The sequence below is a fragment of the Pseudomonas brassicacearum genome (genome assembly GCF_003732175.1).
Taxonomy (GTDB): domain Bacteria; phylum Pseudomonadota; class Gammaproteobacteria; order Pseudomonadales; family Pseudomonadaceae; genus Aquipseudomonas; species Aquipseudomonas brassicacearum_G.
Genome location: NZ_MOBI01000039.1, coordinates 27,391 through 47,411 on the forward strand (window position 1 = coordinate 27,391; position 20,021 = coordinate 47,411).

15 protein-coding genes and 3 pseudogenes are annotated in these 20,021 nt (G+C 55.4%); 4 read left to right on the forward strand and 14 right to left on the reverse strand.

What is annotated here, in order from left to right:
• Window positions 1-38 precede the first annotated feature (38 nt).
• On the reverse strand, window positions 39-2,513 hold the full coding sequence (locus BK658_RS28575) for a UvrD-helicase domain-containing protein (protein ID WP_123585233.1): 2,475 nt from the start codon (window positions 2,511-2,513) through the stop codon (window positions 39-41).
• 276 nt (window positions 2,514-2,789) lie between these two features.
• Between BK658_RS28575 and BK658_RS28580 the strand changes: the two genes are divergently transcribed.
• Entirely contained in the window at window positions 2,790-3,485 is a 696-nt protein-coding gene (locus tag BK658_RS28580; RefSeq protein WP_123585234.1) for a pirin family protein, read from the forward strand.
• Window positions 3,486-3,691: 206 nt separating this feature from the next.
• On the opposite strand, the gene pgm is transcribed toward BK658_RS28580, so the two are convergent.
• From pgm to BK658_RS28605, 4 genes and pseudogenes are all read right to left on the reverse strand, one after another.
• Window positions 3,692-5,338: a phosphoglucomutase (alpha-D-glucose-1,6-bisphosphate-dependent) gene (pgm, locus tag BK658_RS28590; RefSeq protein WP_054597307.1), complete on the reverse strand. Its 1,647-nt coding sequence runs from the start codon at window positions 5,336-5,338 to the stop codon at window positions 3,692-3,694.
• A gap of 125 nt (window positions 5,339-5,463) precedes the next feature.
• Window positions 5,464-6,786, reverse strand: a pseudogene (locus tag BK658_RS28595) (aminotransferase class I/II-fold pyridoxal phosphate-dependent enzyme).
• Window positions 6,787-6,841: 55 nt separating this feature from the next.
• Window positions 6,842-8,317, reverse strand: a complete 1,476-nt coding sequence (locus tag BK658_RS28600) for a hypothetical protein (protein ID WP_123585235.1) — start codon at window positions 8,315-8,317, stop codon at window positions 6,842-6,844.
• A gap of 600 nt (window positions 8,318-8,917) precedes the next feature.
• Window positions 8,918-9,940 (reverse strand): zinc-dependent alcohol dehydrogenase family protein, encoded by a 1,023-nt coding sequence (locus BK658_RS28605; RefSeq protein WP_123585236.1) that lies wholly within the window; start codon window positions 9,938-9,940, stop codon window positions 8,918-8,920.
• A 267-nt stretch (window positions 9,941-10,207) separates the two neighbouring features.
• On the opposite strand from BK658_RS28605, the gene BK658_RS28610 reads away from it, so the two are divergent.
• Window positions 10,208-11,122: a LysR family transcriptional regulator gene (locus BK658_RS28610; RefSeq protein WP_123585237.1), complete on the forward strand. Its 915-nt coding sequence runs from the start codon at window positions 10,208-10,210 to the stop codon at window positions 11,120-11,122.
• Window positions 11,123-11,275: 153 nt separating this feature from the next.
• A pseudogene (locus tag BK658_RS30520) lies at window positions 11,276-11,416 on the forward strand (tyrosine-type recombinase/integrase); the annotation flags it as partial.
• 221 nt (window positions 11,417-11,637) lie between these two features.
• Here BK658_RS30520 and BK658_RS28620 read toward each other — a convergent pair.
• From BK658_RS28620 to BK658_RS28650, 8 genes are all read right to left on the reverse strand, one after another.
• Window positions 11,638-12,966 carry an LLM class flavin-dependent oxidoreductase gene (locus tag BK658_RS28620; RefSeq protein ID WP_123585238.1) on the reverse strand — a complete coding sequence of 443 codons (1,329 nt, stop codon included), beginning with the start codon at window positions 12,964-12,966 and terminating at the stop codon, window positions 11,638-11,640.
• Between the two features lie 36 nt (window positions 12,967-13,002).
• Window positions 13,003-13,908, reverse strand: coding sequence for an ABC transporter substrate-binding protein (locus BK658_RS28625; protein WP_123585239.1), 906 nt, complete (start codon window positions 13,906-13,908; stop codon window positions 13,003-13,005).
• A 49-nt stretch (window positions 13,909-13,957) separates the two neighbouring features.
• Complete coding sequence (locus tag BK658_RS28630) at window positions 13,958-14,641, reverse strand: ABC transporter permease (protein ID WP_123585240.1); 684 nt, start codon at window positions 14,639-14,641, stop codon at window positions 13,958-13,960.
• Window positions 14,641-15,270, reverse strand: coding sequence for an ABC transporter permease (locus BK658_RS28635; RefSeq protein ID WP_123585241.1), 630 nt, complete (start codon window positions 15,268-15,270; stop codon window positions 14,641-14,643). The genes BK658_RS28630 and BK658_RS28635 overlap by 1 nt, the downstream gene beginning before the upstream one ends.
• Complete coding sequence (locus tag BK658_RS28640) at window positions 15,267-16,298, reverse strand: ABC transporter ATP-binding protein (RefSeq protein WP_123585242.1); 1,032 nt, start codon at window positions 16,296-16,298, stop codon at window positions 15,267-15,269. The genes BK658_RS28635 and BK658_RS28640 overlap by 4 nt, the downstream gene beginning before the upstream one ends.
• Window positions 16,299-16,329: 31 nt before the next feature.
• The gene (locus BK658_RS28645; protein ID WP_123585243.1) at window positions 16,330-17,274 is read right to left on the reverse strand and encodes a fatty acid desaturase; all 945 of its coding nucleotides are present in this window, start codon (window positions 17,272-17,274) and stop codon (window positions 16,330-16,332) included.
• Window positions 17,275-17,406: 132 nt separating this feature from the next.
• The gene (locus BK658_RS29870; RefSeq protein ID WP_148049745.1) at window positions 17,407-17,619 is read right to left on the reverse strand and encodes a hypothetical protein; all 213 of its coding nucleotides are present in this window, start codon (window positions 17,617-17,619) and stop codon (window positions 17,407-17,409) included.
• A gap of 468 nt (window positions 17,620-18,087) precedes the next feature.
• Complete coding sequence (locus BK658_RS28650) at window positions 18,088-19,206, reverse strand: NADH:flavin oxidoreductase (protein WP_123585244.1); 1,119 nt, start codon at window positions 19,204-19,206, stop codon at window positions 18,088-18,090.
• A gap of 102 nt (window positions 19,207-19,308) precedes the next feature.
• Between BK658_RS28650 and BK658_RS28655 the strand changes: the two genes are divergently transcribed.
• The gene (locus tag BK658_RS28655; protein WP_123585245.1) at window positions 19,309-19,683 is read left to right on the forward strand and encodes a winged helix-turn-helix transcriptional regulator; all 375 of its coding nucleotides are present in this window, start codon (window positions 19,309-19,311) and stop codon (window positions 19,681-19,683) included.
• A gap of 85 nt (window positions 19,684-19,768) precedes the next feature.
• Here the strand turns inward: BK658_RS28655 and BK658_RS28660 are convergent.
• Window positions 19,769-19,966: pseudogene (locus BK658_RS28660) on the reverse strand (OprD family outer membrane porin); the annotation flags it as partial.
• Window positions 19,967-20,021: the final 55 nt, after the last annotated feature.

Consider the following 20,021-nt stretch of genomic DNA (forward strand, 5'->3'; position numbering starts at 1 on the left):
CATGTTCGAAGGTATTCCAGATTTCTGCACCACCCTGTTCAGGCCGACTGTTTGCCAACTCGCTGATCGGCGAAGAAAGGCTTGCCCTGCGCGATCCTGTCGGATGCCTTGGGCATATTGACCGATTGATTGTCCTGGCCATCGACGTACCAATAACAGTGCTTCACTGCCCGGGTGATACCAACGTAAGCCAACCGCAGAATCTCGTCTTTCTGCGCATTGTCATAAGGCTCCGCATCGCCGTCCTTGCCCAGCCCGGCCATGCGATAGACCTGATTCTTGTACGGTGAACTGGTCAGGTGCTGGCAGTCGCCGAGCAGGAATACCGCATCGGCCTGAAGCCCCTTGGCACTGTGATAGGTTAACTGCTTGAACCGTCGAGCCTCGAATGGCAAGCTAGAATCAGCATTAACTACAGGTGAAATATGTTCTTCAATCAATGTTTTATCGCTACTTTTTCGATACAGCATCAAGATTGAATCACCGTTTCGGTAGTGTTCCATCAGACGCTTGGCCATGGTCGAATCATCCCGATCATGGACGTTGACCGGCAACAGTTCCCCCGGCTCACCACTGGCCTTGGCTTTTTTGCCGGGAATCGCCGGTGCGGTGCGCACGATATGCTCGGCAGCGTCGATGATGTGCTGATGGCTGCGGTAGTTTTCACTGAGCATTACCCGCGTGGTATTGGGCGACGGAAATTCCTTGTTGAACTCCATGAAGTACTTCGGCGAACTGCCGCGCCAGCCATAGATCGACTGCCAGTCGTCGCCGACACACAGCAGCGACGAGCGTTGCGCCCCGCGCCCGACGTGCATGGTTGGACCACGGCTGCGGATTTCCATCAGGGTTGCGCGAATCCAGGAGACGATTTGCGGGGAAACGTCCTGAAATTCATCGATCATCAAATGCGACATCGGTCGCAGCAACTCATCGCTCAGCAGTTTGAGGTTTTCTGGCGAATGTTCACTGAACAAGGCGAACATCCGGTTGTAGGTCATCACCGGCGGCGACTGATCCAGCAGGTGATCCTCCAGGGCTCGCCAGTACAGGCTGAGCGCTTCAAAGAACAAACGGTCCGGATCGTCCTTGGCGAAACTCATCTGGCCCACGGCGGCCGGAACATCCAGCCCAAGGTTTTCGATAAAGCTCGCCGCCGCGACAAAACAATCGAGCAGCGGTGCGGAGCCCAGTTCACCCTTGACCTTGTAATCGAACCCCGGTCCGGCGCTGGCATCCCCTGCCAGCGTGGCCAAAACGCGCTTTGAAGATTCATAGCTATCTAGCCAAATCAAAGGCTTACGACAAAAAGCTTGAAACAGGGTGCGCTTGACTGCCCATTCCGCGCGAACCGTCAGTTTGGCGTTGGGACGGCTGACTTGCGGGTTTTCACGGGGATCGAAGCCCAGCACGACCCAAGCGTCGAGCGTCGGAATGTAACCGTGACAATGGAAGGTCGAACCGTTGATCTCGAATGTCTGGCGGCTGGGCTCAATGCCCTTGATCGGCCAGGCGCCTGCGCGAATCCATAGATCTTCGACGACATCACAGAGCTCTTCATCGCGCTTGGCCGCTAGCTCGGTCACCGCCATGCGCTTTTGCACATCCGGGTGATCGCGTTCCAGCTCCTTGAGCTGCAAGGCATGACGGGACAGCGGCGTGATCAGTTCGCGAAAGCGCTCGCTTTGAGTAAACAGCCGGTGAAAACAGGCGTTCAGTTGCTGGCGTTGGGAGTCGTTGATCCGCAGATCGAACGGGTTGCTGTCGACCTCTGCGTCATTGAACAGCGAACGGCCATTAAGGCTTTCGAAAGCCTGCAGCCGCTCGAATCCCGGCAGGCTGCGGACCATCGGCAGAATGCGCGAGTGGAAGGTTCGCACCAGATCGCGGGCGTCTTTCTGAGAGAGCGCCCGGCCCCACACGGCAAACAACCCGATCAGCTTGTTGATGAAGTCCTTGCGGGATTCCCGGGTGAACGTCACCACGGTCAACGAATCGAGTTCAAACCCCAGGTAATGGGTCAGCAGCAAAATGCGCAGCGCCAGAGTCGTCGATTTCCCGGCGCCCGCCCCGGCAATCACCGAGGTCGAGGGGGTGTCGCTGAAGATCATCTTCCACTGAGCGGCGCTCGGCTGCGCCGATTCCGGCAACAAGCGGGCGACATCGGCCTTCATCCGTTTCTTGATCTCGGCACTCAGCGGCAACCGCCAGTCGTCGAACAGGTTTTCATCAATACGCGGCGCCGGATGCTCGGTGGATCGGCCGTCGCGAATCAGCAGCACCTGACGGCCTTCTTCTAATCCTTCGAGTTTGCCTTCTTTGTAGCCGTAGTCGACGCCCGCGCTATGACCGCTGCGAAAGCCGTCGGCCTGGCCATGCAGCCAGGACGCCCGGTGCTGCGCGCGTAGACGATTGAGGCCGTGGCCAAAAAAACGCGCGGCCAGGCGTTTGAGCAACGGCATCTCGGCCAGGGGCAAAAGCTCGGAAGGAAGATCGGGGTTGTGACGCGGCACGCTGACTCCAGGGTGTGAGGCTGTTGCAGGCTATGGTGTCTTCATTTGCCGGCGAGTTCTAGTCAAATGCTTATCCATCATTGGTTTAAGCGATGAAGTGAATGCTGAAACGTAGAAAACAGCCTTTAAATAACATCTAATAATCTGATTGGATTGAGGCAGTTTTTACGCTTTTTATCGATTGTTAACTGATAGATGATGCTTGCCATCAACCACCGGTTCTCGTTTTGCGGCTCTAGCGTTCCGCCCCATGACGAACCTTTTCAGGAGACGATCATGCTTGAACTCAGACCCTTCAATTCCCTGGGCGGCGCCCACCATGGCTGGTTGGATGCCCATCATCACTTTTCGTTCGCCGAGTACCATGACCCCAAACGCATGAACTGGGGCAACCTGCGAGTATGGAACGACGATGTGATTGCGCCAGGCACCGGATTCCCGAAACACCCGCATCGGGACATGGAAATCATCACCTACGTTCGCGAAGGTGCGATCAGCCATGAAGACAACCTGGGTAATAAGGGCCGCACCGAGGCTGGTGATGTACAGGTCATGAGCGCCGGCACCGGGATTGCTCACAGCGAGTACAACCTGGAATCGACGGCAACGAAGATTTTCCAGATATGGATCATCCCGAATGAAACCGGGCTGGCGCCGTCCTGGGGTGCTAAACCGTTTCCCCAAGGTCAACGCGAAGGTTTCGTGACCCTGGCCAGCGGCAAGGCCGGCGACGACCAAAGCCTGCGGATCCGCGCCGATGCACGGTTAGTGGCAGCAAACCTGAAGGCCGGCGAAACCGCCGAGTATCAACTGGATAACGGTCGCCGAGCGTACCTGGTGCCTGCCACCGGAGTCATTGAAGTCAATGGCTTGCGTGCACAAGCTCGAGACGGTGTAGCGGTTGCGCAGGAGCAGGTGCTGCGAGTCACAGCGATAGAAGACAGTGAAATCGTATTGGTGGACCTGGCTTGATTGTGTGAATGCAGGGCAAAAAAAGGGGCGACCATTATGGTCGCCCTTTTTTACATGTAGTCATTGTGGCGAGGGGGCTTGCCCCCGTTCGGCTGCGAAGCAGTCGCAAAATGGCGTATGCGATCTGTCTGAAGAACAGCAATGATCAGGATCAGGGCCGCTTCGCAACCCAACGGGGGCAAGCCCCCTCGCCACGGGGCCTTCGATTATTTCGTGCTGATCGCGCTGTCCACCAGTGTCTGAGCTTCGCTGACCAATTGCTTGAGGTGATCGTCGCCAATGAAGCTTTCGGCGTAGATCTTGTAGATGTCCTCGGTGCCCGAAGGACGGGCCGCGAACCAGCCATTTTCGGTCATGACTTTCAGGCCGCCGATCGCCTGGTCGTTACCCGGCGCCTTGCTGAGAATGCTCTGGATCGCTTCGCCAGCCAGTTGTGTCGATTTGACCTGGTCCGGTGACAGCTTGCCAAGCAAGGCTTTTTGCTCAGGGTTGGCCTTGGCGTCGACGCGTACCGAGAACGGCTCACCCAGCTCATCGGTCAATGCGCGATAAGCCTGGCTTGGATCACGCCCTGTGCGAGCAGTCATTTCCGCCGCCAGCAAGGCTGGAATCAGGCCGTCCTTGTCGGTGCTCCAGACGCCGCCATCCTTACGCAGGAACGAGGCACCGGCACTTTCTTCACCGCCAAAACCCAGCGAGCCATCGAACAGGCCATCGGCAAACCATTTGAAACCGACCGGTACTTCGTACAGACGACGGTTCAGGCGCTTGGCAACGCGGTCGATCAAGCCACTGCTGACCACGGTTTTACCCACCGCCGCATCGGCGCGCCATTGCGGGCGGTTCTGGAACAGATAGTCGATGGACACGGCCAGATAGTTGTTCGGCGCCAGCAAGCCACCGGACGGGGTGACGATGCCATGACGGTCGTGGTCCGGGTCGCAGGCGAACGCCACGTCGAAGCGCTCTTTCAGACCGATCAGGCCTTGCATGGCATAGCTGGACGATGGGTCCATGCGAATCTGACCGTCCCAGTCGACGGACATGAAGCGGAAGGTTGGGTCGACCTGGGTGTTCACCACCTCAAGGTTCAGGCGGTAATGCTCGGCAATGGCCGACCAGTAGCGCACCCCTGCTCCGCCCAGCGGATCCACGCCCAGGCGCAGGTTGGCGCCACGGATGGCGTCGAAGTCGATCACATTGACCAGATCGGCGACGTAGGTATTGAGGTAATCGTGACGATGGGTGGTGCTCGCCTTGAGTGCCTGCTCGTAGCTGATGCGTTTGACACCCGCAAGCTTGTTGGCCAGCAACTCGTTGGCCTTGGCCTCGATCCACTTGGTGATGTGGGTATCGGCCGGGCCACCGTTGGTGGGGTTGTACTTGTAACCGCCGCTTTGCGGTGGGTTGTGGGACGGCGTGATGACGATGCCGTCCGCCAGCCCCGACGTACGGCCGCGGTTGTAGCAAAGAATTGCGTGGGAAATAGCCGGCGTCGGCGTGTACTCGTCGCCTTCGGCAATCATCACGGTCACGCCATTGGCGGCGAGGACTTCCAGCGCACTGGCGCCGGCCGGCGTCGACAGCGCGTGAGTGTCGATGCCGACAAACAACGGGCCGTCGATGCCCTGCGCTTCGCGATACAGACAGATGGCCTGGCTGATGGCCAGAACGTGCCATTCGTTGAAACTCAGCTCGAACGAGCTGCCACGATGGCCTGAAGTACCAAACGCAACGCGCTGGGTCGAAACAGAGGCATCGGGCTGACCGGTGTAATAGGCCGTTACCAGTCGCGGGATGTCGACCAACAACTCTACGGGTGCCGGTTTGCCCGCAAAAGGACTGAGTGTCATGCAAAACCTCTGAAAAAGAGTGGTTCAGGAATGGGGAGGCAGTTTACTGGCAGTTTGACCAGAGAGCGACGATATCTATCCAGACAAAATCTATCCAGACATCAGCAGCACATATTGACGTCCGGTCAATCGATGAGTTCAAGCCTCAATGCATCCGCCAGCTTCGTCAATGCAGCCTCCAGGTCGTGCTGCCCGCTGAATGTGTGGCTGAGCCTGACGTTCTGCGAATACAACCCATGCAGGCTGAACAGTTCGCCGGGGGCAATCACCACCTGTTGCTTGAGCATGCGCTGGAAGACCCGCCGCACATCGACCGGCCGTAACGAGCGCGCCCAGATGGTCGCCCCGCCCGCCGGCTCGACAAATTCCAGCGAGTCGCTCAGACGGTCCTGCAGCATTTGGATCATTCGGCTTTTACGCTCTTTCAACAGCCGGCGCAGCACCAGCAAGTGCTGGTCGATACGGCCGCTGCTGTACAAGCGTGCAATGGCTTTCTGACGAATCGGCGACAGGCGAAACGCGCGCAGCAAAAAATGCCGCTGCAACTCCACGCTCAAATGCCGTGAAAGCAGATACCCGTAAGGTGCCTCAGGCCCCATGAGCTTTTCGAAGGTGGAAAACACGATCAGTCGATCAGGATCGAGCACATCGCGAAAACGACGTTCATTCGGCTCATGAGCGAGTTCGCCGTACACGTCGTTTTCCAGTACCCAACTGCCGTGTTGCTCCAACAGCTCGGCGGTGGATTGCCGGTTGTCCGACGGCATCAGGCTGCCGCGCGGCATGCTCACGCCCGACGATAGCACCACCAGGCGAACCGCCTCGGTCTGGAGCAAATGCTCAAGCAACTCAAGGTCAAGGCAGCCGTTGCTGTCTATCGGCAACTCGATCACCTGCACGCCAGCGGTCTGGAACAAGCGCAAAATGGCCCAGTCGCAGGGCGATTCGACCAGCACGGTCGCATCCTTGAGCTCGAGCACAGCGATCAGTATTTCCAGCACACCCCGCCAGTCGGCACCGATGTAAACATCGTCGGCGTGCCAGCAGCGTGCCGGTGAAGTGGTGTAGCGTGCCGCCAGCGCGGTACGTAATTCCAGCTCGCCACACGGCTGCGAGTGAAGCTGCGGTTGGCGCGGATATTGGCGCACCAATTCCCGCTCCAGCAGTAACAGCGGACTGTCCAGCGACTGCAAAAGCGCGGGTTCGTCGATACTCAGGACCAGCATTCCCGGGCGCCTTGCGCTGACATAGACCGTTTCAAGCAGGTCGTTGACAATGCGGAGTCACTAGGCGTACTGGATAGTTGAAATCGACACGTTCAAGCGGTCTGCCAGTTGCCTTAGCGAAGGCAGCTTGATCGGTGCTTCGGTCGCCATTTCATTGGTCAGGCTGGTCAGGTATCGGTACACGGCCTGGTAGGCAAAATCGGTTTCCCTTTGCCCTTTCATGAACGCTGGCCAATCGCTGTGCAGGTAGTGTTTGAATCGGTCAAACCAGACTCCTTCAACGTCTCGCTGACCGTTCACTCAGCGCGTCATCCACCTCAAACTCTCCCGCGCCTTCGGCACTCAAGCCCGAATCACCCGCTTCAAGCCCGATCCCGGACACCGAACGCATGCCGTAGAGCTTGCAGATCAGGCTGACCGACAAACCGCTGACGTCGATCATCCATTGCATGACTTGCTCAGGAGCGGCATTGCCCTGCATCGCTTTGTGCAGTTCGGGCATCGCCACCAACATGCCGGGATGGCAGCGGCGCAAAAAGTGCTCGAGCCCGGCACCGGCATCGACAAAGGGGGCGAACAGCAGGCACAGCTGCTGTGTTTCATTGAGACCCAGTGCTTGCCGAGCCTCGGCCGACGCCAGGGTCCGAAGCTCAGCCATCGCGCGTGGATTGCCGTAGACCTCCAGCACCTGCTCGCAAAGCCGCTCGGGCAGACGTCGTTTACGCATCTTCAACAACGCCCGTTGTATGTACTCGCTGAATCCGTTTTCGTAGGCCAGGCCGTTCACGAAGCAGGCCTGCAAGCCCCGCAAATGGGCCGAGAGCAAAGGACTGGCGAATTCGTTTTCGCGCAGGTGAACGTCAATTTCATCCGGTTGCAGCCCGAGAAAGTCGGTCAGTAATGGCCAGCGCTCCTCCATGTTGCCGGTCACCAGGTCCTGGATATCGATATAGTCTGCGCCGCGTCGCGCCTCAAAACTCTCGCGTGGCCGCCACTCAACCGTTTCATGGCCCGCATAAAGCTCGCGATAACAATCGCCGCCCAATTGATCGAGCGTTGAGAACAATCCTTCATAACTGAAGGCCGGATGAGTGATTGCCGGCAGGCCGGCCTTTTGTGCCTCGCGCATCAGGCCGGTCAAAAACTGCTTTTGCTGACGCACGGTTTCACCGCTGATCAACGCATCGACACCGCCCTCCCATCGGGCCATCTGCAAGTAGAACTCGCCTGTCGCCAGATAGCCGTCGTCACACGCTTCAAACACCCCGTGAGCCCCTCGCAGATGGCCGAGCATCAGCATGTTCGTGCGATTCAAGTCGCGACCAGCCTCAGACATCGGCGTCAGATGGCTGAAGGGCAACACCTCGCGGTTATCGACCATCACCACCTCGACCCGAGGATCGTCGTAGACAAACAGGGCACCGTAGCTGCTATGAATATTCTCCATGATCATCGGCGTCGTCCCGCCCAGCCGTAGCGTGGCGACACGCAACTGGAAGGTCGCGGGCGCTCTGCCCGCGATACTCAACTGCGCGGCACGCAGGAATGCCAATGTGTAGCAACTGTCGCGCGTTCCCGAGTGCATCATCAGCACCTTGTAAGTACCGATTCTCTCCATTCCCCCGGCAGCCACCACCAGACGCTGGATCAACAGCTGCAATGCAGTACGTTCCGCGCGAGAAAAGAAACCCAGCAACCGCTGCAAAACTTGCTGATAGACATAGTTCATCGCTTGATCATGAGTTGTGCTCATTGTCATTTACCTGATATTCAAAAAGTCGGCATCGCACAAACAATCATTTGCTTGCACGACCTGCGATCGGTGATGGCTGATTACGGCTTATCGTGAGTATCTGCTGTCAAATGCTAACACTTTGGTTGTGGTAACTATTTGAAACGATTGTTATAGAAATAACATTCACGACCGAGTCAATCGCCCACAACCCCCGAGGCCAAGCGCTCCGACGGGCCGGATGGGCGGCCTAGGATTTTTCCGACAACGTCCCACAGACAATGAGCACGAGAAATAAGGAAACCAGAACAAGGCAATACTTCCATAACTAACAAGCGAACCGCTTACTTGCCGCGTTTCAACACGAAGCGCAGGCGAGCAATGGTCCGAATACATAGCACCAAAAGCAGTACCCATTAAAAAAATATGCCCAGCCATGACTCATTCCTTGAGATGAAATTAATCATTCAATTATCAGGGCTTATATGATGATTAGAAGATACAGATCAGGAGCAAAAACCAGTTCAGTTGCTGAACCGGCAAATGACGAAGGGGGGGATGAGAGGCTTGCCCGTACAACAAAAACGCAAGAGTCCGTAAACACGGACTCTTGCGCAAGCGTCATGCAGGTTCTACTTGAAGCGCCACACGCTCGCGACACGGACACTCATCCATGTAACGGTGCGCCTGGACAAACTCGCTAAACGGGAAGACCCGGGTCTTGAGTGGCAGCAGTACACGGTCAGCCGTCAACTGGTTGATATCGCGCAAGGCTCGTTGCAGTGCGACCTGGTCCTGAATGATCCCCAGTTCCGGTTTGCCGGTGAAGTTACCGATGCAATGCACGAAGAACTGAATGTTTTTCTGGAACGCGGCACAGGCCGGGAACGGAGTCTGGTTCCCGCCTTGCAGGCCATACAGGACCAGGCTGCCACGAGGCGCCAGCACGTCACCGAGCATCGACATCTGCGGCCCACCGAGGCCGTCGAATACCACGTCGACACCGCGGTTGTCGGTGAGCTTGTTGATCTGCATGAGCAGATCCTGCTCTTCAGTGACGATCACCTTCTCGGCACCCAGGGATAACAGGTACTCGCGCTCGCTGGCCGTTTTGGTCGCGGCAATGACCCGTACACCCAAGGCCTTGCCCAGTTGCACAAAGGACGGGCCGGCACAATGGCTCGCATCGGTGACCAGTGCAAACTGGCCAGGCTTGACCCGTGCCAGATCGACGTAGGCAAAGTAGGCAACCAACAGCGGCGTGTAATGGACAGCGGCTTCGATCGGGCTGAGCACATCCGGATAACGCGTCAGCGCCGAACGCGGCAGCACGATTTGCTCGCCGTAGACGGGATAGTCATTGGGACTTTCTGCCGGGAAGCTGGCGACCTTGTCACCCACGGCCAGATCATCGACACCTTCGCCGACGGCGGTGACCACGCCGGCCATTTCATGACCAAGGCCCGATGGCAACCGGGCATGGGAAGACGCCAGGTTCTGGCGCCAGAGAATGTCATACCAACTGATGCCGATCGCTTCGACACGCACCTGCACTTCGCCCGGCGCTGGCAGAGCTGCCGCATGCTCTTCGCATTTGAGCACCTCGGCAGGACCAAACTTGTGAAAACGGATCGTGCGGGACATCGCAAACCTCGTCAAAGTAACCTCTAATGCCCTGAACTCTATCTGGGCTTTCTGGCCAAGACCATCAGTGGCTATTAATAGTCGACATGCCTGTCATTGATTCCGCAGCCCCGGCAATACGTCCATCAACGTAGAAAACCGAACCAGCATTGTGGGAAAAATGAATTACTCGGTGCAGAGTAACAGCCTTTCCCCGTAAGATTCATGCCGGCCATTGTTCTCATATGGCTGCTCTCGTCAAGTTTGATGACTCTGCCAGGACCCCAGATGAATCGTAATGACCTGCGTCGTGTCGACCTGAACCTGTTGATCGTGTTCGAAACCCTCATGCATGAACGCAGCGTGACCCGCGCGGCGGAAAAGCTGTTTCTCGGTCAGCCGGCCATCAGTGCGGCGTTATCGCGCCTGCGCAGTCTGTTCGACGACCCGCTGTTCGTGCGTACCGGCCGCAGCATGGAACCTTCAGCCCGGGCGGTGGAAATCTTCGCCCTGCTCTCTCCGGCGCTGGATTCGATTTCGACCGCTGTCAGTCGCGCCGCTGAATTCGACCCGGCCACCAGCACCGCGGTGTTTCGCATCGGCCTCTCGGATGATGTCGAGTTTGCCCTGCTGCCGATGCTGTTGAAGCGCCTGCGTGCCGAGGCGCCCGGCATCGTGCTGGTGGTGCGACGCGTCAACTATTTACTGATGCCGAACCTGTTGGCGTCGGGTGAAATCTCGATTGGCGTCAGCTACACCACAGATTTGCCGGCCAACGCCAAACGCAAAGTCCTACGACGCAGCATGCCGAAACTGCTGCGCGCCGACTCGGTACCCGGCGCCTTGAGCCTGGACGACTTCTGCGCTCGCCCCCATGCGCTGGTGTCCTTCGCCGGCGACCTCAGCGGTTTCATCGATGAAGAACTGGAGAAACTCGGGCGCAAGCGTCATGTGGTGCTCGCGGTTCCGCAGTTCAATGGATTGGGTACGCTGTTGGCCGGCACCGATATTCTCGCCACCGTGCCGGACTACACCGCCGATGCACTGACCGCCGCCGGTGGCGTACGCGCCGAAGACCCGCCGCTGCCGACGCGAACCTTCGAGTTGCACATGGCCTGGCGCGGCTCGCAGGACAACGATCCCGGCGAGCGCTGGCTGCGTTCGCGGATTCAGATGTTTTTTGGGGATCCTGATAGTCTGTAACAGAACACCGCCAAGCTCAAAATAACCTTTTATAAACATAAAGTTATAGGTTTTTTCAGTCCAGGGCCGTCCGTCCAATTCCACTGGATTCCGGAGCGTATGGGGGCATAACTGGGGGCAAATTTCGATTTTTTAAAAACGATGCCCCCACCGATGCCGCCAGATAATGCCCCTGTTTTCAGACGAAAACTCAGCGATGCCTTCATCCGTTCGCTGACCGAACCCGGCAAGCACGCCGACCGCGAAGTCCCTGGTCTCTACTTGGAAGTGAGGGTGTCGAGCAAGACTGGCCGGCAAGACTATCCTTGATAGCCAGTTCTCAAGAAACCTCAGGAAGCTGTTTCAACGCTTCGTTCATTGCGTTCCTGATTGAATCTGCTCCCGTCACCGTTCGACGAATCGACGTTATGTAAGGCAGGCAGGGACTGCGCACACTTCACGCCTGGATCTTCAGGCCTTCTTTCTCGCCGCTGTTATCCCTCTCAAGATAGTCCGTAGGTGACGCTATCGATAGATCACAGCAAGAAGCTGTTAACAGGCTTTTTCAAGCCCAAGCGGTCCCTCAGCGTCCCAGGTTCATATTCCTTGCGGAAAACCCCTTTGGCTTGCAGCAAAGGCACCACGCCGCGTGTGAATGCTTCGAAGTCCGTTGGCAAAAACGGAAACATGAGGTTGTAGCCATCGACGGCATTCGATTCGTATAACGCTGAAAGCTTATCGGCAATGTGTTCCGCCGTTCCGATCAGTAGCCAGGTACTGGAGCTCTTGACCAAACGGCGTCCTATTTCGCGGATAGACAAAGAAGCATCGTACTTCTTGAGAAGGGCCAGCTCAGTTCGAATGCCATCGAACTCAGACTCATCCGGCAACGCTGGCAATGGGCTGTCGGGCGAAAGTCCTGTCAAGTCGAGGCGGGTGTAAGTGGAGACCAGATCAATCGCCACGGCATCAATGATGAGGCTGTCCTCCAGTTGCCGGCGGCGCTCCTCCTCAGTCTCATCCTCTAGAACCACCGGAAGCACGCCGGTAATAATTTTCAGGTCACTGGAATGCCTGCCCTTCAATTCAAGTCGGCGATTCAAATCCGCCCTGTACACCAGTCCCTCTTCGACCGAATTGATGAAACAGAAATGCACGTCCGCATGGGCGGCGGCCAGATTCTTGCCTGCTTCAGAAGACCCCGCCTGGGCAAGGACGGGATATCCTTGAGGTGGACGCGGCACGTTAAGCGGCCCACGCACGCTGAAATGTGCCCCTTTGTGATTGATCGGGTGAATTTTCGATGGATCGGCAAAATCGCCGGTGCCCTTGTCAAATTCAAGCGCACCCTCCTCCCAGGAGTCCCAAAGCTGCTTGACGATATGGATGAATTCTTCGGCCCGCAGATAACGGTCGCCGTGTTTCGTCACACCTGACAATCCGAAATTTGCAGCCTCCTCTTCCAACCAGGAAGTCACGATATTCCAGCTGGCTCGCCCGGCACTGAGATAGTCCAGCGAAGCAAAATACCGCGAGATGTTGAAGGGCTCGTTATAGGAAGTTGAGGCGGTCCCCATCAGCCCGATGTGATCGGTAACAGCAGCCAGTGCGGACAAGAGCGTAATAGGTTCAAGGCGGGCGTTGGCATAATGCCTCAACCCGCTGGCGACGGAGTCCCAGACCGCTACGTGATCCGCGACAAAAACCGCATCAAACTTAGCCGCCTCGGCTGCCTGCACCAGTTTTACGTAGTAACCCAGCGTCAATATTTCTTTGGTCGGTGACAGCGGATGGCGCCAGGAAAAACGATGATCCCCTTGGGGGTTAAAAAAGAACAAATTCAAAATCATACTTTTATTGGACATTACGCCTCCGCGACCTTATCAACATCGCATTCATTTTCAGTGGGCGGTCTTGACGGTATTTTCGGCAACCCACTGCGCCGCGACTTTTGCTGGATCCTTGTGATCGATATCAACAAGGCGATTGAGTTGCTTGAGGTCGTCATCGGTCAGTTTTGCAGAGACCTCGTTGAGCACCTTGGTGACTTCTGGGGTTAGCAACGCCTTGCGGCCCAGTGGCGTAATGTTTTGCAGGGGCTGTTGGTGCTTGTCGTCCTCGAGGACAACCCAAGGCTCTTTAGCCAGGATGCCTTGCGTGGAGACCACCGTGGCGACGTCTATAGCGCCTGAGTTCAACGCCAGCCGCGACAAGGGCCCGCCCATGTCCAGCGATTTGATACTCTTGAAGTTGATGTCGTAGACCGCCTTCAACCCGGGCAGGCCTAATGCAGAAGTGGCGACTTCGGGAGGTCCACCCAATGTGAAATCACCTGAGACGGGCGCCAGGTCGGATAAGGTGTGCAAGTTGTACTTTTCTGCGGTTTTTTTGGTGACGACCCAAGCGGTAATAGAGCCCGCGGACGAAGGTTCAAGCAACTGGAGGTCCGCCGGTAACTTCTGTTGCAAAGCGCTGACGATCTCCTTTTGGGTGGTCAGGGCGGTCTTATCGTCATAGAAACTCAACAGTGATCCTATGTATTCGGGTACAACGTCTATATCCCCGTTTTCCAGCGCCTTGGCGATGATCTGGCGGTTCCCCAGATTGAGCCGGGTCTTGACGTCAATCCCTTCGTTTTTCAGGGCTGACGCATAGATGTTTGCGAGAATCGTCTGCTCGGAAAAATTGGCCCCGCCGATGGTGATGGATTGAGCACTGGCAAACATGCTGCCCACCAGCAGACCTAAGCCCAGCAACAGTGAGGCCGAGAGCGGTAAACGAGCCTTCAAGCGTTGTTTGTTTTTCATTTGGATTTGCACCTCTGCAGAATTAATACGCACTTTCAAATGCCCCTGATCATGTAGCGCTCAGTTCAACATCCCCCGCCCGCCATTTTCGAGCCATGAATGTTTCTATCATCGAGCACACCCACTCGCTGACAATCGCAAGTGCTGAAACCATCAGTGCGCCGCCAATAATTTGCGGCGTATCATTTCGACCAAGCCCGTCAATGAGAAACCTGCCCAGCCCGCCGAACCCTGCATACGCGGCGATGGTGGCTGTTGCAATGAGTTGCACGAGGGCTGATCGGAATCCAGAAAAGATCAGCGGAAAAGCCAAGGGTAATTCGAGCTGAATAAACATTTGCCCTCTGCGCATCCCCATCGATTTGGCAGCATGTTTCAGAGACGAATCCACCTGATCGATTCCGACATAGGTGTTAGTTAATATCGGCGGTATGCTCATGGTGACTAATGCGATAATCACCGTGCTGGTTTCATAGCCAATGACCATGATTGCAAGTATCACAATACCGAGCGAAGGCAATGCTCGCCCAATATTGAATACCCCTATCGCCACCTGCGCGCCTTTGCGGTAGTTAGCCATGAGTACGCCGAAAGGCAACGCTATCGCACAAGCAATAGCAAGACTCAACGACACATAATAAATATGCTCCGCCAGCCGACTCAGTATCCCGTTTTCACCCAACCAGTTTTCAGGAAGCGAAAACCAAAGGTAGACACCTGCGATCATATTCATTAGCACACCCAAGGGACCAGCCACTTATCTATTGAATAAAACAGAAAATCAAAACATAACGCCAACATCACCGTCAGAACCAAGCTGACCGCCACAGGCGTAGTAAAACTTTGCGCCAACCCGGTAATGAAGAGTTGTCCCAACCCACCTTGACCAATTAACGCGGTAACAGTCACCAGCCCGACCAAGGTAACCGAGGTCGTTCGCAGTCCGGCCAATAACGAAGGCAACGCCAGTGGAAGTTCAACCCCAAAAAATCTCTGCATGCGCGTATACCCTAGCGCACGGGCTTCCTCCAGCACGTCCGGAGGGTTACTCGCAAGCCCCGCCAAGCTGTTCTGTAAAACAATAAGCAAGGAGTACAGACTCAAACCAATCACCGCCGTCGTCTTGGACAAGCCGGTAAAAGGCATTATCAAAATAAACAGTGCCAGGGACGGAATGGTAAAAAATAGTCCGCTGGCATAAATCATGGGGCGCGCCAATCCTGGCCTCCACAACGTCAAGAGCACCATTGCACCCGCTAACAGCAGCCCTATGCACAGGCCTAAGGTAACCAACTGAACATGATCAAATAACAACTGGCCGATCTGCTGCCAGTTTTCAATGATCCAGGACCAGTCAATCATTGTGCACTTCCGAAGCGGCGCTCATTGAGTGCGCTGTGAAGGCTGGCAATCGAGAGGCAACCTTCGTATCTGCCCTCTTCGTCAACTCGAACAACCACACCAATCGGCGCCGTTAAAATTTTAACCAGTGCATGATGCAACGAGTCATTGTTCGACACCGTTGTAAGCTCGGGAACCGGCACATCCGATTCACTGACCCATTTCAACGGATTGGACTTATCATCCAGCAGGAGCTTGAATTCGCAATTGACTTCATCCGCTGGAAGATCAGAAACCTTCATCAGCGAAAGTCTTTTTAATAGTGGATCTTTGCCGATGAAATTCTTCACAAACTCGCTGGCAGGATGGGCAAGGATATTGTGAGGTGTATCGAACTGAACAAGTTTCCCTTCACCCTCGAAGATGGCAATCCGGTCACCAATCTTGATGGCCTCCTCCATATCGTGGGTCACCAGGATAATGGTTTTATGCAAACGTCTCTGAAGCGCAACCAGTTCATCCTGCAGTCGCTCGCGTATCACCGGATCAAGCGCGGCAAAGGGTTCGTCCATCAATACAACCGGTGGGGCCGAGGCCAATGCCCTCGCCAGAGCGACACGACTTTGCTGCCCGCCCGACAACTGGTTAGGGTACCGGTCAAGGAATTCCGGCTGAAGTCCAACCAGGGAAATTAGCTCGTTCACGCGCTGGCGGATTTTATGCTTGCTCCAGCCCAAGAGCCGCGGTACTGCGCCAATATTTTCTGCAACCGTTTGGTGAGGAAATAAGGCTGCGCTCTGCATCATGAAACCAATGCCGCGGCGTAGCGTAACGACGTCAAGCTCATCGCTTGCGACCCCATTTACACAGATGCGACCACTGTCCTGGGTATCCAGCCTATTGATCATTCGCAAAATGGTCGTTTTGCCACACCCACTTGGCCCGACAAATACACAGATCTCACCCTCCCGGACGTGAAGCGTTAAATCGCTCACGGCCATTCGCGGGCTACCTTTATGAGTTTTCTTGATGGCTTCAAAACGTATCATTTTCCGACGCCCAGATTAGCTTTCATATTTTTTATTGCTCGGCAGGATGGCGAGGACAATCCACGGGACTGACCATATGTCTCTGCAATAACTGGAAGTAGCCATGAATGACATAGCCATTGTTTCGCGCAGTCCATTGTTTACGCCTGGTTCTATACACCTGGGGCAAGTAAAACCAGGGCAAACCGGGAAGGTCATGATGAACCAAGTGAAGATTGAGGTTAAGAAAGAGCCAACTCAAAAGCCCAGACGATTCATTGATAACCGTGCGGTGTTCTGGAAGCGTTGACGGCCGATGTTCGTAAAACGACCTGATCATTGCAATGGACAAAGCCGGTAGCGAAACTAAAAATATGTACTGTACGGCACTGATGGCGCTGTATTGTTCAACCAGGGCCAGCACTACGCCAACACTTACTATATGAGTCGCCCACATCCGCCAAGCGATTCGCCCGGTGTGAAATAGCCCTCTGATCTCGCTACCCACAAGGGCTATCACCGCCAATGGCGCCCCCATAAGCAAGCGACCACCCAACGTCTTATTTACCCACAACAACGTTCTAATATAACGAGGCGAGCGCAACCAAAAAGCACCGGTGACATAACGACTTTCTGGATCTTGACCAGGCACCGTCAGCATCGCGTCGTTGTGATGCGCCAAATGGGTGTCCCTATAAATGTCGTAGGGATACCAAACGGCGAACGGCAGAAATCCCAAGGCTTTATTTATGCCAGGCCAACGCGTTGGATGACCGTGGATAAGCTCATGCTGAATCGACATCCAGAGCACGACCAGTGGAACCAACAGGACAATGGTGAATACTTCACCGAATGCGTCCCCATAAAAAACTATAAAACCCCAGGCCAGATAGAAGCCGACCAACAAAAGCCAGGTGGGCCATTCAGTTTGGCTGGTTAATGTAGTGCTCAGCTTAACAATTTCAGCTCGATGAGCTTCATCCAAATAGTTTGGCATTGTTGTAAGTCGCGATAGATCTTGCTTGGAACAGACGCCCACTCACGCTTCAAGCTGCAACCCCATGGGACCGGGTATTACCTGAAGATGATTGGCTAGGCTAACGGTATGGAAGTGCCCAACAACGATGATTCACATGGCGTAGAGAAGAAACGCCAAGCCTTCGCTGATTGCACTGCAGGCTTCGCTGTTGGCCTGACAAGGGAGAGGTTTGCCGGTAACGAATGGAACGGCAATGGAGGCACAAGGACTAATGCGGATATTGCCGGAGTGAGAAATCGCTACTTGAGTTCCGTCATACGACAGAGCCTCAAAGCTGATTTGGAAGATTCGGGCGCCGGACATAGTCGTACCATAAAATTGGATTGAACATATCCGGTGGTCCGGTAAGGGCAATGTAGCATGACCGGTAATACGATCAAGGAATATATTTTATTATGCTTAGTCCTGAAATGAATAAGAGTTAAGCAATGCGTCTCCCCTACTCTGGACTTGCCTGCTCCGCTAGCCTGGTTGCAGATGCATTTTTCGCCGCAGCCTTGCTGCTCAATCGGTGGATTCCTGCGCCATGAAGAATCTAACGCTACATTACCTGGCGACACTGTGTAGCCTGCGCGTAAATGCCCGGGCCACACGGCAACGCAATCCTGTTTGCGCGGGTGTTGAGTGGCCTTAACTTGTTCGGTTATTGAAACAGTCAGGGCCACTCAACAACAGATTACGATTCAACCTCGCAAAATCCGAGGCGAGACCTCTGATTTCTTCAGACTAAAACCTTTGTGGCATCACACTTTCCATACTCTGTAATAAGGCTCAAACCAATTCGGCTAAAGATGCCGGATTGAAGCCCTTCAGATCTGCGTAATCGCCATTCTCCACTTTGGCTACCCAATCCTTGTCACTTAGCAGAACACGCCCTACCGCGATCAGATCAAACTCTTCGCGCTCCATGCGCTCGACAAGCCGATCCAGACTCGCAGGGGTTGATCCCTTGCCGGCGAAGGCATTAGTAACATCGTTATCCAGCCCAACCGAACCGACGCTAATGGTTGTGGCTCCAGTGACTTTTTTCGCCCAGCCCGCGCAGTTCAGTCCGTTCTCACCATCAATTTCGGGAAACTCAGGGTCCCAGAAGCGTCGCTGCGAGCAATGCAGAACATCAACACCCGCCTCGACCAACGGCAGCAGCCAGTCTTCCATTAATGCAGGGGTCTCGGCGAGGCGCACCCCAAAGTCCTGCTGCTTCCACTGGCTAACGCGCATGATGATAGGGAATTCGGGGCCAACCGCATGACGAACGGCAGACACGATCTCAGCGGCAAAGCGCGAGCGCTCTTTGATCGTCGGTCCGCCGTAACGATCGGTGCGCTGATTGGTACCCGCCCAGAAGAACTGATCGATCAAATAACCATGAGCCCCATGGATCTCAACGGTGTCGAAACCCAGGCGTTTGGCATCCGCCGCTGCCTTGGCGTATGCAGCAACTGTGTCTGCAATATCCTCTTCGCTCATCGCCACACCGCGAGGGTCGTTTGGCGAATCGAGGCCAGATGGGCTTTCAACCGGCGCATCAGGCTCCCAGCCGCTGACGTCACGCACTGCACCGGTGTGCCAGAGTTGCGGCCCCATGCGGCCACCAGCATTGTGAACAGAATCGATCACGTTCTTCCATCCAGCTAGCGCTGCTTCACCGTGGAAAAAAGGGATGCTGGAACCATTACGTGAAGCGGGACGATCGATGACGGTCCCTTCTGACAAAATCAATCCGACCCGCCCCTCAGCCCGCCGCCGGTAGTATGTAGCGCTCCCTTCCCCGGGAATGCCCTCCGGCGAAAATTGCCTCGTCATCGGCGACATGACAATCCGGTTTTTCAGTTCAAGCGACCGGATGGAAAAAGGACGAAATAAAATGCTGGTATCAGGGTTTGACATTGGATGGACTCCATTTGCTTTTGGAAGCCATATAAGTATATTTTGTAAACCAAATGTCAATTAGGCACCTAGAGTCGCCTAGGTATACATGAGGAAACTTCGATGCTGGAATTAAAGCCGCAATGTTTTTCGTCAGAGTGCCCAAGCCGGGCGCTGTTCGACCAAATCGCAGATAAGTGGTCAATGATGGTTCTGGCGGTGCTTGATGACGGGCCGCATCGTTTTAACGCCATCAGGCGTCGCCTGGAGGGCGTCACTCAGAAAGCACTTACACAGTGCCTGAGGCGGCTGGAACGAAATGGTCTCGTCTCGCGCCAGGTCATTTCGTTCTCGCCCGTGGCGGTGCAGTATGAGATCACCCAACTTGGTCGGACACTTCAGCAGCCATTTCGCGAATTGCATAAATGGACGCTCGACAAATTGCCTGAGGTTGAAGCGGCCCGGTTGAAGTTTGACGAGGCCGCGCAGGTAAACTGACGGCGTGATTTTTTTATCGACTCGCCGCCACCGCCAACCTGCAACGCATTAATTGATAAATCTGCTGGCGGTATCCCTAAACCTACCCGATGAGTTTTTGAAGGCCTACATAGAAAGTGTTGCCTTTGTACTTGACCGAAAGCAGCGCGGAAACGGTTTTGTTGTCAAGATCGCCGGCCAGGGCGCTGCCGTCTTCCCTCCCATTGAAGAAGCCTAGATTGGCGCCCAGGGTCCAGTCGCCCACCGGTTGGCTATGAGTCAGGTTGACGTATTGTTGCTGGTAATTTACGGGGATCCGGACAGCCTGTCATAAGGCGCGCCGAATGGTCTTGCAGGCC

Excerpts from the sequence above, each read along its gene's own strand:
- BK658_RS28580 (WP_123585234.1), top strand. The coding sequence starts at position 2,790 with ATGCTTGAACTCAGACCCTTCAATTCCCTGGGCGGCGCCCACCATGGC.
- pgm (WP_054597307.1), bottom strand. The coding sequence starts at position 5,338 with ATGACACTCAGTCCTTTTGCGGGCAAACCGGCACCCGTAGAGTTGTTG.
- BK658_RS28600 (WP_123585235.1), bottom strand. The coding sequence starts at position 8,317 with ATGAGCACAACTCATGATCAAGCGATGAACTATGTCTATCAGCAAGTT.
- BK658_RS28605 (WP_123585236.1), bottom strand. The coding sequence starts at position 9,940 with ATGTCCCGCACGATCCGTTTTCACAAGTTTGGTCCTGCCGAGGTGCTC.
- BK658_RS28610 (WP_123585237.1), top strand. The coding sequence starts at position 10,208 with ATGAATCGTAATGACCTGCGTCGTGTCGACCTGAACCTGTTGATCGTG.
- BK658_RS28620 (WP_123585238.1), bottom strand. The coding sequence starts at position 12,966 with ATGTCCAATAAAAGTATGATTTTGAATTTGTTCTTTTTTAACCCCCAA.
- BK658_RS28625 (WP_123585239.1), bottom strand. The coding sequence starts at position 13,908 with ATGAAAAACAAACAACGCTTGAAGGCTCGTTTACCGCTCTCGGCCTCA.
- BK658_RS28630 (WP_123585240.1), bottom strand. The coding sequence starts at position 14,641 with ATGAATATGATCGCAGGTGTCTACCTTTGGTTTTCGCTTCCTGAAAAC.
- BK658_RS28635 (WP_123585241.1), bottom strand. The coding sequence starts at position 15,270 with ATGATTGACTGGTCCTGGATCATTGAAAACTGGCAGCAGATCGGCCAG.
- BK658_RS28640 (WP_123585242.1), bottom strand. The coding sequence starts at position 16,298 with ATGATACGTTTTGAAGCCATCAAGAAAACTCATAAAGGTAGCCCGCGA.
- BK658_RS28645 (WP_123585243.1), bottom strand. The coding sequence starts at position 17,274 with ATGCCAAACTATTTGGATGAAGCTCATCGAGCTGAAATTGTTAAGCTG.
- BK658_RS29870 (WP_148049745.1), bottom strand. The coding sequence starts at position 17,619 with ATGTCCGGCGCCCGAATCTTCCAAATCAGCTTTGAGGCTCTGTCGTAT.
- BK658_RS28650 (WP_123585244.1), bottom strand. The coding sequence starts at position 19,206 with ATGTCAAACCCTGATACCAGCATTTTATTTCGTCCTTTTTCCATCCGG.
- BK658_RS28655 (WP_123585245.1), top strand. The coding sequence starts at position 19,309 with ATGCTGGAATTAAAGCCGCAATGTTTTTCGTCAGAGTGCCCAAGCCGG.